A 15,011-nucleotide genomic window follows, 5' to 3' on the forward strand; every position below is an offset into this window, starting at 1 on the left:
GGTACGCATGTGCCGCTTTTGCGCCTCCCACCCATTCCGACGATCCCGCACCATGACCACAGTTGCAGCCCCAGCTTTGCCAGTAGAAAACGCGGTGGAAGACGCGCTGATGCGCTCCATCCGGATTCCGCCACGGCCGAGCCTGCTGGTGGACTTGCAGCGCGAGCTGGCCAAGGCCGACCCGTCGCCGCGCAATATGGCCCGCATCATCGGCAACGACGTCGGCATGTCCGGCGCCCTGCTCAAGCTGGCCAACTCGCCGTTTTTCGGCGCCGCCCGCAAGGCCAAGTCGGTCGAGCAGGCCATCAACTTTCTCGGCGTCGATATGTGCGCGTCCACCCTGACTGGCTTGCTGGCGCGGCGCGCCATCGACGGCCAGGGCGCCGACCTGAGCGCGTTCTGGGAAATCTCGATGCGGCGCGCGCAAGCGCTGATGTTCACTTCACGCAAGCTGCGCATCGCGCCGGCCGACATCGCCCATACCTTCGGCCTGTTCTGCGACATCGGCGTGCCGCTGCTGATGGACCGCTTTGCCGACTACGCCGCCACCTACGACGACGCCTGCGACGAACCGGTCCGCCGCTTCACCGAGATCGAAGATGAGCGCTACAGCACCAACCACGCGGCCATCGGCTGCCTGCTGGCGCGCAACTGGGGCCTGTCGCCCGACGTTTCGTGGGCCATCCTGCTGCACCACGACTACCGCGTGCTCGACGATCCCGCCACCGACGACGCCGTGCGTTCGCTGGTGGCGCTCACGCTGCTGGCCGAAAAAGGCATCACGCGCTTCTTCGGCCGCACCCTGTCCCACGAATGGGAAAAAGGCGGCGAACTGGCGTGCCAGCACCTTGGCCTGACCGAAGACGAAGCGGCCGACCTGCTCGACGAGCTCAACGAAGCCTTCCACAACGAACGATAAAGATCCCCCATCCGCATGCCCAAGAATAAGCGTCCCGTCCCCCGCAAATCCGCCACCTCGCCTGAAGTCAAGGACGAGCAGAACACCACCGAACTGTGCGCGCTGGCGCTGGACCTGTCGGACGGCGAAGCCAATCCCGACATCGTCGCTGCCGCCACCCGCGCCGACCTGGCGCAAAAAGCCATCGAGTTCCAGCGCCTGCTGCGCCGCCTGCTCACGCAAGGCAAGGACGAGGTACTGTACGGCGCGGTGGAACTGGCGCGCGACGAATCGGTGGACGGCTATCGCTACCTGAAAAACGCCATCGAGGAAGGCGCGGCCAACCTGGTGCTGCGCCGCGAAGGTGCGGCCGACATCGAGATCGACGCGTTTGCCATTCCCGTGTTCGTGCACAGCCAGGGCGGCCTCGATCCCGCTTTTGATTTCCAGGACAGCGCCGCCTACGACGCAGTGCTCGACAGCCTGACCGCCGCCGGCCTGGAAAGCCCGAAGGCGAAAGTCGTACTGGTGAGCCACGCTTACGACCTCGAAGAAATCGAACGCATCAGCTACGGCCAGTTGCACGCCATGCTGCGCGAAGCGGCCAACTCGCTGACCGAGAAAAAACTCACGGCGGCTCCCGCCCTGGAGCGCAGCATGTCGCACGGCTGGACGCCCACCGCGTTTGGCCCGGACGACAGCGCGGTGGAAGTACGCTTCCTGGTCGGCTTCGCGTTGAAACGCGCCGACGATCCGTTCTACCAGGTGCCGAAAAGCGAAAAAGCGGCCGACGCCTATTTCGCCAGGCGCGCCGACGCCTACCAGCAATGGACCGCCGATTTCGCTCCGATGGTGGCGCGCTGCCTGGGCCGTGGCCGTGGCGCTGACGGCGCCCTCACGCTCAATTTCCTGTACCAGGATTTGTTCTTCGGCGCGCGCGAGCAGGCGCTGGCCGAATACGCCACCCTGCAAATCCTCGCCACCATGAATGGCGCCATGGCCGGCCACGCGCCAGAGCAATTGTCCGCCATCATCGCCCCTACCGACATCGACGACGAGATGCTGCTGCGCGTGCAGCTTGCTGCCGGCGCCACGGTGCTGGCCACGGCCGACAAGCCGCTCGACCTGACCGCCGACCTGGAAGTGGAAGTGGACGACCTGCGCGATGCGCTGGCCAGCATCGGCCTGGCCGATATCTCGGTGGCGCTGCGGTTCGATGCCGACGGCAGCCCGGTGGATGTGCGGCCGCTGGGCTGAGCGCGCTTTTTTTGTCTTTGACTTCGGACCAATAGCGGCGGATACTTTTCCTTCAAGCGGAACATAGAGTCCGCTGCCTTGCGGTGCCGGCATGGTGCGCCGCAGCGGCGTACGCCACCAGCGTGCGCCGAAGGAGACGATCATGAAGGCATCGACACCACTGCGGCTGGGACTGTTCGCGTCCCTGCTGCTGACTTGCAGTCTGTTATCGGGTTGCGCCAGCCTCGGCGCCACGCGCCCGCCACCGCCCGGCCTGTTCCAGGACCAGGCGTTCCACCAGTCCGACAAGCCGATCGACACGGCCAATATCTTCGCCCTCGACGACGCCATGCGGCGCTACCTGCACGACGAAATCGACAACGCCAAAAAGACCACGGACAAGCGCCAGGCACTATTCAACGCGCTGTACCGGCGCGACCAGCTCAAGCTCGAGTACGATTCCGTCATCACCCGCACCGCAGCAGAAACCTTCGCAGCGCGCTCGGGCAACTGCCTGTCGCTGGCCATCATGACCGCCGCGCTGGCGCGCGAACTGAACTTTACTGTGCAATTCCAGCAGATCGACGTGGGCGAAGTGTGGAGCCGCAGCGGCAATCTGTATTTTTCCAGCAACCATGTGAACCTGGTGCTCGACCGCAAACGCATCGACGCCATCAGCAGCAACATCGGCTACACGATGCAATCGAGCCAGCCGCTGGTGGTCGATTTCATTCCGACTCCGGACACCGCGCGCAGCCGCGCCCTGCCGCTGGCGGAGCGCACGGTGGTGGCCATGTACCTCAACAACCGGGCTGCCGAGCTGCTGTCAGCCGGACACGTCGATGACGCCTACTGGGCCGCGCGTCAGGCCATCGACGCCGCCCCGGATTTTCTCAATGCCTACAACACCCTCGGCGTGATCTACCAGCACCACGGCGACCTGGCGGCTGCCGAGCTGGCCCTGCGCCACGCGCTGGGCGAGGCGCCCGACAACACCATCTATTTGTCCAACCTGGCGCAAACGCTGGAGAACGCGCACCGTCCGCAGGAAGCGGCACTGCTGCGCGCGCGGCTGCGCCTGCTAGAACCGTATCCGCCGTTCTACTTCTACAACCAGGGCCAGGAAGCGATGGCGCGCGGCGACTACAGCCGCGCTCGCACCCTGTTCCAGCGCGAACTGGACCGTGTGCCCGACTACCACGAGCTGCACTATTTACTGGCGGTCGCCAGTTACCAGTTGCACGACGTACGCGCCGCCGAACGCCACCTGCAAGCAGCGATCGACAACAGCACTTCGCGCGATACCCACGACCTGTATGCAGCCAAGCGCAACCGGCTGCGGGCGGCGGCTGCCAACCCGAACTGAGGCCAGCGCCGGTTGCGGGCAGCGGCGGCTAACCCGAACTGAGGCCAGCGCCGGCTGCGGACGGCGGCGGCCAAGCCAAATTGAAGCCAGCGCCAATTGCGGGCGAGGCTGCCAATCCGTACCGAGAAGCCAGCGGCGGTTTGGGCCGGGGCTACCGACCGGAACCGGGGCCCCAGTGTGGGTGGGGACCACGCAGTGCGCGGGCCGGGTGACACCCCCGGGCGTTTACTCCTGCGTTTCCAGGCGCATATCTCCCGGCGGCAGCATCAATGACGGCACCGGTTGCCCGGCCTGCACCAGTACGGCATCGACCGCCAGCGCGTCGGCGCCATGCGCCTTGTCGTACGCCAGGACCAGGCGCCGGCCGGTGGCCGGCAGCAGCGTGGCAGGCACCGGCGATGCGGTGCGGCCGGCCAGGCCGATCAACCAGGCGGGACGGCCGTGCTGGTGGCCGTAGTCGGGGAAGATTACCTGCATATCGACGAAACGGGACTGGTTGAGCAGCACCGGCGTGCTGCCGTCGGCCCGCTGCAAAATAAACGGTTCGGTGGCCGCAAACTTCGCCAGCAGTGGCCGGTAGGCGGCGCTTTCGCGGGTGCGGTCGGCATGGGCAAACAACGCCGCCTGGTCCACGTGCAGCGTGGCGTTCGGGCCCAGTTTTTCCGCCAGGTGCGTCCCCATCATCGGACGCCCGTTGACGGACGTCTTGTTCAAGTGGCTGTATCCCACGTGGATCAATACCTTGGCCTCGGGGTCGCGGGCAAAGATGCGCTCGTAGATATTGCTGGCCTGGCCGGCCTCGCGCAGCTTGGCGCGCTCTGCCTGGTCGGTCACGCTGGCGTCCTGTACGTGTTCATACGGAACCAGGGTCCAGCCGCTGGCGATGGCGTCGTTGACGAACGTGGCAAATGCCGGCTCCTGCACATAGTAGCCATGGGCGGCAGTGACATACCTGGGCTGGGCGCTGACGGCCGGGTAAAAGGTTTCGCACGCGAGATAGGTGTAGCCGATCTTGCGCAGTTCGGCCGCAAGCCTTTGGGTAAAGGCGCGGTTCATCGGCTGGTGATGCGCCTCGTTGATCAGCACCGCGCGCTTGTCGCGCGCGGCGGCGACGATCGCGCGGATGGCGTCTTCGGCGTGCACGTCAGTCAATGCTACCACCTCCGCCGCGCTACCGGCAACCGGTACGCCCGCCGCCTTCCTGCCTTCGTCCAGCGCGGCCATGGCGCCGTCGGCGTCGCCAGCGAAACTGAGCACGTTGCCGTACGTTTGCAGGGTGCCAAACAAGCGCCCCTTGTTTTCCGGCTGCAAGCGGGCGTTTGTTACGGCCTGTTCGCTCTGCCGCAATTGTTCCATCAAGGACTGCGTCGGCAGCACCGGCCGCGCGCTCGCCGCGCCCGTCAGCAACAGTCCCACGACACACGACGCCATTTTCATCGGATGCTCCATCGGCTAAAGTTGCCATGAGTGTAGCGACATGGCCTGCTCGAGGTGATCAGCCGCCTGACTATTTTGTGTACGTTAAAATAAGATATGGAACGCAACCAACTACTCGACGATATCTTCTGGCACACCCTGACCGGTGCGCATGCCTGCCATGCCAGCGGCGACGGCGGCGCGCGCCGCTACACCGCCGGCTTCTCGCCCATTCTGGCCTTTGCCGACAGCACTGCGCCCGACTTTGCCGCGCTGCTGCCGCACTGCGCGCCGGGCGAACATTTTTATTGCGAAAACTGGACCGGTGCCGCCCCGCCCGGGTGGCGTATAGAGGCCGAAACCACCATGTATCGCATGGCCTGGGCCGGTGGCATGCCGGCATCGGATCCGGCGCCCGATGCCATACGCTTGCAACCGCACCATGCGCCGCAAGCGCTGGAGTTGGCCAACCTGTGCAAGCCCGGCCCGTTCGGCATCCGCACCATCGAGCTCGGCGACTACTTCGGCTATTTCGACGGCGACCGCCTGATGGCCATGGCCGGCGAACGCCTGCGCGCCCCCGGCCTGTGCGAAATCAGCGGCGTGTGCACGCACCCCGACGACCAGGGCCGCGGCCTGGCCCGCCAACTGATCGGCAAACTGGTCCACCGCCACCAGGCACGCGCCGACACGTCGTTCCTGCACGTCATGCGCAACAACGAAGCGGCGCACCAGTTGTATTTGAGGATGGGGTTTGTGGATTACCTGGAGACGGTGGTGCGGGTGGTGGCGCGGGAAGGTTGATGTCACGGCTGAGTTTACTTAGAGCCGCTAACACAACTGGACGGCAAGTGAAATTTACGCTACGGTCATCGGCGTGGCAAGACGAAAAGTTAGCAATGAATTGTGGGCAGCGCTGGAGCCGTTGATTCCTGAGTTTGTACCCTCACGAAAAGGTGGTCGTCGGCGTTCGGTTGATGACCAGGCAGCCCTAAACGGCATCCTGTATGTGCTTCATACCGGCATCCCATGGGAAGACTTACCGCAAGAAATGGGCTTTGGCAGCGGCGTGACCTGTTGGCGACGACTGCGCGATTGGCAAGCTGCGGGAGTCTGGGACAAGTTGCACTTGGCGATGCTCATTAGGTTGCGCGAACACGATCAGATTGACTGGAGTCGAGCCAGTATCGATGGGGCCAACGTCGCCAGCCCCCGGGGGGCTCGGAAACTGGCCCCAACCCAACGGACCGAGGAAAATTAGGCAGCAAACGGCACATCGTCGTCGACGCAAGGGGCGTTCCGCTGGCCATCACGGTCACCGGGGCAAACCGACATGATTCGATAGCGTTCGAAAGCACACTCGATGCTATCCCGGCCGTGCCTGGTTTGGACCGGCGACCGAGGAAACGCCCTAGCAAACTGCATGCTGACAAGGGCTACGACTATGCTCGATGCCGACGTTATTTGCGCAAGCGCGGCATCACCGCGCGTATTGCCCGCAAAGGCATCGAAAGCAAAGACCGCCTGGGCCGGCACCGCTGGGGCGTCGAGCGAACACATTCCTGGTTCGCTGGCTTCGGAAAACTACGAACCCGTTTCGAGCGCAGGCTCGACATTCACAAGGCGCTGCTCTCAATAGCCGCTGCGGTCATCACTTCACGCTTCGTAGATGACTTGTGTTAGCAGCTCTAAGTAAACTACTGATTTTATAAAGAATATTGGTAGGCCTCCCGTGAGTCGAACACGGCACCAACGGATTATGAGACACATGCTCGCTCGCCATAATAGCCAGCGACGAAATATCACTAAAAATCTAAAAAATTTGAACTAAGTACATGCACCTACACGAGACACAATGCACTCAAGCAATAGCCTTAAGGCCACCACGCTCTACAATATTCAATAATCTAGCAGCAGGTCCTTGGACCGTCCGATTGTCTTGTTCCCACTTCTGCACAGCAGACAAACTCGTGTTCATATAAACAGCAAACACTGCCTGGCTGACCTTTATCTTAGTCCGGATGCGTCTAACATCATCCCCTGTGTACTCCGGAACAGGCATCAGACATTCTGCGTCGAATTCGCGCATGGTCTCCTTATCGATTACTCCAACCTTATGCAATCCAGAAGCCGCACTATGGATTGCTTCAAAGGCGGCACTACGAGGCTTCATTTTAGTACTCACTTTAGCAGTCATGACAAATCTCCATCAGTTCTTTCACTTTAACTGACTCATCCAATTTTTCCTCAGGCATTTCACCATAGCTTTTAGCCAATTTCTTAAAAGCTTTTAGTTCCTTTTTGTCAATATTTTCAAGATCTTTTTTTGCGAAGAGGAAAGCATAAATCCAACGTTTTTTTAACTTCGCCAGAACAATTGAGCGATGCAAGTTGTTATTCAAACGTTTCTTCCATACTCCACCGCCCAAGTCGTCCCCTTGACCTTTATTGAGCTCATCAATAGCCTGACAAAGCTCAACATCACTAATCCCCGCTGACGCTGCTGCAGAAGCAAACCATTTGGTCTTGAAAACTCGCTCCTTAGGACCTAACACTTTCACAGCCTGATTGGGGCCTGCGGCTTTACCCGACGCTTTCGCACCCCGCTTGGGATTTACAGATTTTTTGGGCGTCTTTGTAGGCGCAGTAGCATGCTTAAGAGTAGCGGCCATATCTCAAATTTATCGTTACCAAGCCATGATCATATCACATAGTGCGACACTTCGCCTATCGCCAACATGGGCTCACTATATCACATAGTGCGACACTTCACACACTGACTGTAAGCGGCCAGCCGCCCCACCTGTACAGCGTATTTAGGTTTGGATAAAGTCCGGGAATGGCAACAGCGAATCGATCTGGCTGTTGGGGCACGTCGGGAGACGTTCCATTACATCGGCCAGCCAGCGCGCCGGATCAAGTCCGTTGAGCTTGGCGGTAGCGAACAGGCTCTGGATAGCGGCGGCACGTCGGCCGGCCCGCTCCGAGCCGGTAAAGAGCCAGTTTTTCTTGCCGATAGCAATCGGACGGATAGCATTTTCGATCGGATTGTTATCGATCGGCAGCGTGCCCGAGCCGGCATAGCGCTCCAGCGCCGGCCAGCGCTTGAGCGCATGATCGACGGCCTTGGCCGTGCCGCTGCCAGCGGCGACGGCGCGTTGGGTCGTCAGCAACCACGCGCGCAACTCGGCCAGCGCCGGCATGGCCTGGCGCTGGCGCAGCGCAAGACGCTGCGGCGGATCGAGTCCGGCGCCTTGCTGCTCGATCGCGTACAGCGCCGCGATGCGGCGCAACGCCTCTTCGGCGACGGGGCTGCCGCTGGCGGCGTGCACGTCGAAGAACTTGCGCCGGATATGGGCCAGGCAGGCCAGTTCGGTGGGGCCGTCGGCAAACAGGGCCTTGTAGCCGGCGTAGTCGTCCACCATCAGGTGGCCGCGCCAGCCATGCAGGAACGCGCGCGCGTGGGCGCCAGCGCGGCTGGTCTGGTAGTCGAAAACAACGATTGGTGGGCCATCGTCATGGACGCCTGATCGATAAGCCCACAGGTAGGCGTGGCGTGTCTTGCCGCTGCCAGGGTCAAGCTGGCGCACCGGCGTTTCGTCGGCATGCAGGCAGTCGTGTTGCCGCAGCAGTTCGGCCAGCCTGTCGGCCAGCGGCTGCAGCGCCACGCCGATGCGCCCGATCCACTCGGCCAGCGTCGAGCGCGCCAGCGGCACGCCCTGCCGGGCGGCGATCTGCTCGATCCGGAACAAAGGCAGATGGTCGAGATATTTGCTGGCAGCGACCCACGCCAGCAGCCCCACGGCGGCCATGCCGCCATCGATGACCGCTGGCGGGATCGGCGCGGCCGTCACCGTCTCGCAAGGACGGCAGGCGTACTGCGGACGGATGTGGCGATGCACGAAGAACCGGAACCGCGCCGGCTCCACGTCCAGTTGCTCGCTGACGTCCTCGCCGATCTTGACCAGGTCGGCGCCGCAGTGGCCGCACTGGCACGACTCGGGCTCGTGGCGGTGGTCGATGCGCGGCAATTGAGGCGGCAGCGGCTGGCGGCCGGCGCGCCGAAGTTGCCGCTTGGCCGGCGCCTGGCTTTCGAGCTCCTCCTCGATGGCGGCCAGGTCGGTATCGACCGTTTCCTCGAACAGCAGGCGTTGCTCACCGACGAGCGCTTCGCTGGCCTTGCCGAAGCGTACTCGCCGATAGTAGGCCAGCTCGTGCGTGAGCGCGGTGATCTTGAAATCCTTCTCGGCCAGCTTGGCCTGTTGCTGCGCGAACAGCGTCTGCACCTGCGCCAGCAGGGCCGGATCGATATTGGTGCGGGCGAGTTCGTTGAGCAGGTCCATGACGGTAGTTTACCGAGCATGGACGAGGTTTACAAGGAAAACAGTTTACGGCGTCACAAGCGCCACTGAGCCTGCGACGTTGCCGACAGCCGCCGCCAGTCCACGCCGGCGACCAGCCAATGCCACTGCTCCGCACTCATTTGCCAGCACGTATCGTCCGCTTGTGGCCAGACAAACTGTCCGCGGTGCAGGCGTCGCAAGCACATCCACACGCCGGTGCCGTCCCAGCACACCAGCTTGAGGCGCGTGCGGCGCCGGTTGCTGAACACGTACGTCGTACCGTCGCATGGCGCACGCCCGAGCACCTGCTGCACGTGCAATGACAGTCCGTCGGCACCGGTGCGCATATCGACCGGTTCGATCGCCAGCCAGATTGCATCGGGCAACAGCTTCATTGCAGCGCCTGCAGCACCGCCTCCAGCCAGGCCGGATCGACACCGGCCTCGATCCGCATCAGCCAGCCGGAGGGGCTGCGCAGCTCCAGCGGCGTGGCGGCGGTCATGGGCTGCTGCACACGTACCGGCAACAACCGCGCGCCTTGCGCCTCGCGACCGATGCGTGCAGACCAATATCGCAGACGATCTACGGACAGGTTATTTTCCGTGGCATATACGTGCGCTGGCAGACCGCTGCTACGCCAGTGCGCCACCCGTTCACGCCAGATCGCTGCAGGTGTTCGTGGATTTGCCATGAGGTTCCTTGAAATGAAAACCTCGATTTTGCCGACGATGGCGTTGGCGTTACAGGTGGATTGGTTGGACGCTTACGTTATATGCTCAACCAGCCGATGAATATATTGGTTTCTCAGAACTCCCACTAGACAACGGTCGTGTCGATTTCGCCTTGTTCTCTGGGCGTTCGCGCCTTGACATAACTCTAATCGAAATCAAGGGTGCCGACTTTAACTTAACGTCGCAGTCGAGCTACGGCAACATCAACGCCAAGTTCAACGAGGCGCGACAGCAAATTGGGGCAAGGCTAGGATACATTTATCGTCATTACGAAGAATTTCGACAACACATGCATAGGATACGTCAGCGAGCCCAGAACGGAGACGCCACGCATAACGCTTTTCTCGGACCGATTTCGAAACTTGAAGTTGATCCTAACAAAGATGTCAACATTCAATATGTTGTCATCGGAGGCAGAACGGTGGACGACGAGCTTGAGAGCCGGCTGCGGCACGAATTCGAAATTTCCTTTAATCCGCGAATTAGGCTCGAATCATGGGACTCCTGGAGCCGAAAACTTCGACGCTATTGAACAAAATGGTGAATACTTTGGAACGCTTCCTGTTTCAAAGGAGGTAATCCTCCCGGCAAATGATCGCGTTTAAAAGTAGAATTTTCCAAACTCAGATTTTTGAAAGTTCTGCCCGAACCTGCGCCAATGCCTCATCCATGGGAATAGCCTTGACGGTTCCATTTTCAATTTCAGCAATCCGACGCTCGACCTCGACCGCCAGGGCTTCGTCAGCCTCCGCATCGTACACAAGACTGGCGATCAGCACTTGCACGATCACTTCACGCTCATCCGACGTAAGCTTCATTGCCTCTGTAGTGATCAATTCAACTGGTGTTTGCATGGCATCCTCCTTGAAGCCTTATCCTACTCCTTGGAAGCGCTGCTCAGTTCGGTCCGAAAACAATCGCTGCAACTAAATCCTGATTTCGGCATCAAGTCTCAGGCAAACCAAGCAACTCCCTCAACGCCCCCCACCGCGCCAGCTTCTCCGCATATGCCAAGGTATACGCCGGGCTGCTCGACGGCAGCGCCGCGATGCGGTAGCGCGTGGCATGTTCGCCCAGCACTTTCATGCCCAGCTTGTGGGCGGTGCCGCCGTTGAAGGCGATGGCGGTGATGTGGGGGTGGTTGGCCAGCAGGACCGGCAGGTCGTTGTCGTCGCGGTGGCGGATGGCGCTATCTAAGCTGCCGGTGCGGTGGGCTTGCGCTACCACGTCCCATACACCGACGCCGTGGCGCAGCAGGGTTTGCAGGCGCTCTTCATAGGGCAGCGGCACCAGGTCGGTGCCGATCACGGCCGACATCAGCATCCAGAAGCGGTTTTGCGGGTGGGCGTAGTATTGCGCCTGGGCCAGCGATTTTTCGCCAGGCAGACTGCCCAGCACCAGCAGCCGCGTGTTGGCGTTTACGACCGCGGCGAAGCACTGTTTTCGTTCCATTGCGCCATCCTTGATTGAAGATGGCGGCAATTGTAGCGGTCAACGGAACAACGAGTGGCCGAACAGGGTTTGGACCGCGCTCTGGATCGGTTCTTCGGACAGCATCAGCACCAGGGAGGTGCTCACGGCAACGTAGAGAATCACGGAAACTACTTTAATTTGCAGCGCGGTGTTCATGACCGCCTCCGGTTCAAGTGGGTAGATACAAATTCATCATAGTTCATTTTTGATAATTTTCTCTTGTCTTTACATAATTTAATGAGAGAAGCCAACACGGCTGTTGCACCGTTTTAAAAAATGGCGGCTAGGCAAGTTACCGGCCGGACAGCTATACTTGTTCGATGTCAACGCCCCTGCTCTTCGTCACCGCCTGCCTGATCTGGGGCTCCACTTTCTTCGCCATCACGCTGCAATTGGGCGACGTTGCACCCGCCGTCTCGGTGGCCTACCGCTTTGGCCTGGCTGGTGCGGTGCTGTTCGCCTGGTGCGCGATACGCGGTGACAAGCTGTGGCTGCCGTGGCGCGCCCAGCGCTGGCTGCTGGCGCAGGGACTGGCCACGTTTGCGCTCAGCTATATCTGCACTTACACGTCCGAGCAATACCTGGTCTCCGGCCTGGTAGCGGTGCTGTTTGCCTTGATGGTGTTCTGGAACCCGCTGTTCAACCGCTACGCCTTCGGCACGCCGGTCAGCCGCCGCACCTTTGCCGCAGGCGGCGTGGCCATCCTCGGCGTGATCCTGTTGTTTTCGCACTCGATTGCGGGCGCCTGGCGCGACCTGTCGGCAGGCGGCAACGGCCACTTCCTGCTGGGCCTGGTCCTGGCGCTGCTGGCCACGATTGCCAGCACGGTCGGCAACCTGCTGGTGATCAAGGTGCGCGAACAGTCGCCGAATGTGCTGCTCGGCATGGCGTGGGCCATGACCTGGGGCAGCCTGCTGGTGGCGGCGTGGGTGCTGGTGAGCGGCCAGCGGTTCACCGTGTCCGGCGCGCCGCAGTACTGGGCGGGCTTGCTGTACCTGTCGCTGTTCGGCTCGGTAATCGCGTTTGCCGCCTACTTCACGCTGATCCACCGCATCGGCTCGGACAAGGCCGTGTACATCGGCGTGGTCACGCCGGTGATCTCGGTGCTGCTGTCGATCCAGCTTGAACATTACCGTCCCGGCGCAATCGAATGGGCAGGCATGGTATTGTGTCTGTCCAGCGTCGCCTGGGCGTTGCAACCACCTTCTGTTACCGTCAAAACTACATGAGTACATCAGAACTGATCATCCGCCCGGCCGAACCGGCCGACATCCCTGCCATCTTCGGCATGATTTTCGAATTGGCCGTGTTTGAAAAGCTCGAACACATGGTCGTCGCCGACGAAGCCATGCTGCACGAAGCGCTGTTTTGCGACAAGCCCACCTGCGAGGCCATCGTCGGCGAAACCGACGGCGAAGTTGTCACCTTTGCGCTGTTCTTCCATAATTTCTCTACCTTCCTGTGCAAGAAAGGCCTGTACCTGGAAGACCTGTACGTCAAGCAGACCATGCGCGGCCGCGGTTACGGCAAGCAGATGCTGGTCGCGCTGGCGCAAATCGCCACCGAGCGCGACTGCGGCCGCTTCGAGTGGTCGGTGCTGGACTGGAACGCCAGCGCGATCTCGTTCTACGAAGGCATGGGCGCGACCATCATGCCCGACTGGCGCATCTGCCGCGTCACCGGCGACGCGCTGACCCAACTCTCCGCTCAGCGCTAAAAAAATTCCCGCGACACGGGAAGTCATCGCGGGACTGAACCCGGTGTCAGGGGGAAGGGAGATGTTTCGACGGCTTCACTATAGCCGTGCCCTGCCCGCATCAGGTTTGTCATTACAAACCCTTACGCGCCATAAAACCTGCTTACACGGCTTTACATAAACCGGCAGCCTTGCACCGCCGGCTTTACAGCCGTGGCGCGGGCGCGCGGCTGGCGACACGTTCGAGCAGTTCGAACACGGCTTGCGTGAGCAGCGCCAGCACCGCCGCCGGAATCGCGCCGGCCAGCAGCATCTGGTTGTCGTTGAGCGCCAGGCCGATGGTGATGCGTTCACCGAAACCACCGGCGCCGATAAACGCGGCAATGGTGGCCGTGCCCACGCTCATCACCGCTGCCGTCTTCACGCCGGCCAAAATCACCGGCAGCGCCAGCGGCAGCTCGATCAGCCACAGCCGCTGGCCTGGACGCAAACCGAGCGCCAGCGCCGCCATGCGCAAGCCGGGCGACACTTGCAGCAAACCGGTGCACGTGTTGCGCACGATGGGCAGCAGCGCGTACACCACCAGCGCGATCAGCGCCGGCACCGTGCCGATCATGCCCAGTAACGGAATCAGCAAGGCCAGCAGCGCCAGCGACGGCACCGTTTGCAGCACGCCGGTCACGCCCAGCACCACTTGCCGCAAACGCGGATACACCGCCGCCAGCACCCCGAGCGGCACGCCGGCGAGGCAAGCCAGGCCCACGGCCACCAGCACCAGCGTCAGGTGCTGGCGCGTGAGGCGGCCCAGGTTGTCGTCGAATATCTTGCCGGCCAGGCCGGTGCGCCAGGACGACGGCAGCCGGGCATCTGCGGCGGTCGATGCGCCAGTGGTCGGTGCCGACGTCGTCGGTGCTGCTGTGGTCAAAGCGGCAGTAGAGGGTGCTGCTGTACTGCTTGCCGCCTTGGCAGTGGCGCCAGTCAGGCCGCCAGCCGCCAGCCACGCGCGCGCCACCTCGGTAAAATTCTTGCCGTCGATTTCGGCGGAGGCATTCATGGCGATCATGGCGTCGGCGCTGATCCGTCCTTCCAGCTTTTCGATGGCGTTCCATGCAGCTGGAAAGCGTTTGGCGGCGTCCAGCCGGTACAGCAGCACGGCATCGTAACGGGGGAAGTAACCGAGGTTATCGTCGAGTACGCGCAGGCCGTACTGACGGATCTTGGCGTCGGTGGAATAGATGTCGATGACGTCGGTCTGGCCCTGGCGCAAGGCCTCGTACGCCAGGCCGTGGTCGAGTCCCTGCGGGCGCTGCGGCAGGCCGTAGCGCTGGGCCAGGCCCGGCCAGCCGTCGGCGCGACCGATGAATTCGTGCGACAGGCCGAAGCGCAGCGCTGGCTGTCGGGCCAGGTCAGCGACGTTCTTCACGCTGGCGGCGTCGCCGCGCATCGCCAGCGAATAGGTATTATTAAACCCTAGCGGCACGGCCACGCCGAGGCCCATGGTCGCGAGCTCTTTGCGGATCTGCTCGAGCGACGTCGCCTGCGGGTGCTTGAGAATTTCCAGGTCGATGGTGCCCAGGTACTCGGCATAGACGTCGATGCGGCCAGCCTGCAGGGCAGCGAGCACGATGGCGGTGTTGCCCAGGCCTTGCAGGTGCGTGACTTTCGCGTGCGGCGCGGCCACCTGGGTGAGCACCTCGCCCAGGATGTACGACTCGGTAAAGCGCTTGGAGCCGACATGCAGGGTATCGTCAGCAGCATGCGTTGTGCCGGCCAGGGCACACAGCATGAAAATCAGGGTCAGCCAGGCTGGCGGTCTTGCACGCACAAAGTCTCCAGATTCATGGTCAATCCG

General features: G+C 62.0%; 18 protein-coding genes. 8 read left to right on the top strand and 10 right to left on the bottom strand.

From position 1 onward, the window contains the following. Positions 1–52: 52 nt before the first annotated feature. From F8197_RS25700 to F8197_RS25710, 3 genes are all read left to right on the top strand, one after another. Entirely contained in the window at positions 53–919 is an 867-nt protein-coding gene (locus tag F8197_RS25700; protein WP_152884696.1) for an HDOD domain-containing protein, read from the top strand. A 15-nt stretch (positions 920–934) separates the two neighbouring features. Further along, positions 935–2,155: a DUF2863 family protein gene (locus F8197_RS25705; protein ID WP_152884698.1), complete on the top strand. Its 1,221-nt coding sequence runs from the start codon at positions 935–937 to the stop codon at positions 2,153–2,155. 142 nt (positions 2,156–2,297) lie between these two features. Beyond that, on the top strand, positions 2,298–3,500 hold the full coding sequence (locus F8197_RS25710; RefSeq protein WP_227012424.1) for a tetratricopeptide repeat protein: 1,203 nt from the start codon (positions 2,298–2,300) through the stop codon (positions 3,498–3,500). A gap of 225 nt (positions 3,501–3,725) precedes the next feature. Here F8197_RS25710 and F8197_RS25715 read toward each other — a convergent pair whose 3' ends face one another. Continuing rightward, complete coding sequence (locus tag F8197_RS25715) at positions 3,726–4,937, bottom strand: hypothetical protein (protein ID WP_152884701.1); 1,212 nt, start codon at positions 4,935–4,937, stop codon at positions 3,726–3,728. Positions 4,938–5,033: 96 nt separating this feature from the next. Here F8197_RS25715 and F8197_RS25720 point away from each other — a divergent pair, with 96 nt between their 5' ends. Further along, positions 5,034–5,720 carry a GNAT family N-acetyltransferase gene (locus tag F8197_RS25720; RefSeq protein WP_152884703.1) on the top strand — a complete coding sequence of 229 codons (687 nt, stop codon included), beginning with the start codon at positions 5,034–5,036 and terminating at the stop codon, positions 5,718–5,720. Positions 5,721–5,793: 73 nt separating this feature from the next. Further along, positions 5,794–6,599, top strand: a protein-coding gene (locus F8197_RS25725) for an IS5 family transposase (protein ID WP_373996981.1) whose coding sequence is annotated in 2 segments (ribosomal slippage) — positions 5,794–6,124 and positions 6,124–6,599 — 807 coding nt in all. Because the reading frame shifts where the segments join, the coding sequence is not laid out codon by codon here. Positions 6,600–6,777: 178 nt separating this feature from the next. Here the strand turns inward: F8197_RS25725 and F8197_RS25730 are convergent. From F8197_RS25730 to F8197_RS25750, 5 genes are all read right to left on the bottom strand, one after another. Further along, a complete protein-coding gene (locus F8197_RS25730) occupies positions 6,778–7,113 on the bottom strand; it encodes a DNA-binding transcriptional regulator (protein WP_152884705.1) in 336 nt (111 codons plus the stop codon). After that, positions 7,103–7,471: a type II toxin-antitoxin system RelE/ParE family toxin gene (locus F8197_RS25735; RefSeq protein WP_373996999.1), complete on the bottom strand. Its 369-nt coding sequence runs from the start codon at positions 7,469–7,471 to the stop codon at positions 7,103–7,105. The genes F8197_RS25730 and F8197_RS25735 overlap by 11 nt, the downstream gene beginning before the upstream one ends. A 261-nt stretch (positions 7,472–7,732) precedes the next feature. Further along, positions 7,733–9,259 carry an IS66 family transposase gene (locus F8197_RS25740; RefSeq protein ID WP_152884708.1) on the bottom strand — a complete coding sequence of 509 codons (1,527 nt, stop codon included), beginning with the start codon at positions 9,257–9,259 and terminating at the stop codon, positions 7,733–7,735. A 53-nt stretch (positions 9,260–9,312) separates the two neighbouring features. Beyond that, the gene (gene tnpB / locus F8197_RS25745) at positions 9,313–9,654 is read right to left on the bottom strand and encodes an IS66 family insertion sequence element accessory protein TnpB (RefSeq protein ID WP_152884710.1); all 342 of its coding nucleotides are present in this window, start codon (positions 9,652–9,654) and stop codon (positions 9,313–9,315) included. Then, the gene (locus tag F8197_RS25750; protein WP_152884712.1) at positions 9,651–9,950 is read right to left on the bottom strand and encodes a hypothetical protein; all 300 of its coding nucleotides are present in this window, start codon (positions 9,948–9,950) and stop codon (positions 9,651–9,653) included. Before F8197_RS25750 ends, tnpB begins: the two co-directional genes overlap by 4 nt. Positions 9,951–10,054: 104 nt before the next feature. Between F8197_RS25750 and F8197_RS29515 the strand changes: the two genes are divergently transcribed. Continuing rightward, positions 10,055–10,522, top strand: coding sequence for a Shedu anti-phage system protein SduA domain-containing protein (locus F8197_RS29515; RefSeq protein WP_373997000.1), 468 nt, complete (start codon positions 10,055–10,057; stop codon positions 10,520–10,522). A 91-nt stretch (positions 10,523–10,613) separates the two neighbouring features. Here F8197_RS29515 and F8197_RS25760 read toward each other — a convergent pair whose 3' ends face one another. The 3 genes from F8197_RS25760 to F8197_RS28690 form a co-directional block, all read right to left on the bottom strand. After that, positions 10,614–10,844, bottom strand: a complete 231-nt coding sequence (locus F8197_RS25760) for an addiction module protein (protein ID WP_152884714.1) — start codon at positions 10,842–10,844, stop codon at positions 10,614–10,616. A 91-nt stretch (positions 10,845–10,935) separates the two neighbouring features. Then, a complete protein-coding gene (locus F8197_RS25765) occupies positions 10,936–11,442 on the bottom strand; it encodes a DNA-deoxyinosine glycosylase (RefSeq protein ID WP_152884716.1) in 507 nt (168 codons plus the stop codon). A 39-nt stretch (positions 11,443–11,481) separates the two neighbouring features. Continuing rightward, positions 11,482–11,619 (bottom strand): hypothetical protein, encoded by a 138-nt coding sequence (locus F8197_RS28690; protein WP_164474757.1) that lies wholly within the window; start codon positions 11,617–11,619, stop codon positions 11,482–11,484. Positions 11,620–11,783: 164 nt separating this feature from the next. On the opposite strand from F8197_RS28690, the gene F8197_RS25770 reads away from it, so the two are divergent. Then, entirely contained in the window at positions 11,784–12,692 is a 909-nt protein-coding gene (locus F8197_RS25770; protein ID WP_056137904.1) for a DMT family transporter, read from the top strand. Beyond that, positions 12,689–13,180: a GNAT family N-acetyltransferase gene (locus F8197_RS25775; protein ID WP_152884718.1), complete on the top strand. Its 492-nt coding sequence runs from the start codon at positions 12,689–12,691 to the stop codon at positions 13,178–13,180. Before F8197_RS25770 ends, F8197_RS25775 begins: the two co-directional genes overlap by 4 nt. A gap of 184 nt (positions 13,181–13,364) precedes the next feature. Here the strand turns inward: F8197_RS25775 and F8197_RS25780 are convergent, their stop codons facing one another. After that, complete coding sequence (locus F8197_RS25780; RefSeq protein WP_152885108.1) at positions 13,365–14,945, bottom strand: glycine betaine ABC transporter substrate-binding protein; 1,581 nt, start codon at positions 14,943–14,945, stop codon at positions 13,365–13,367. Between the last annotated feature and the right edge of the window lie 66 nt (positions 14,946–15,011).

The sequence above is a fragment of the Duganella sp. FT27W genome (genome assembly GCF_009295655.1).
Taxonomy (GTDB): domain Bacteria; phylum Pseudomonadota; class Gammaproteobacteria; order Burkholderiales; family Burkholderiaceae_D; genus Rugamonas; species Rugamonas zoogloeoides.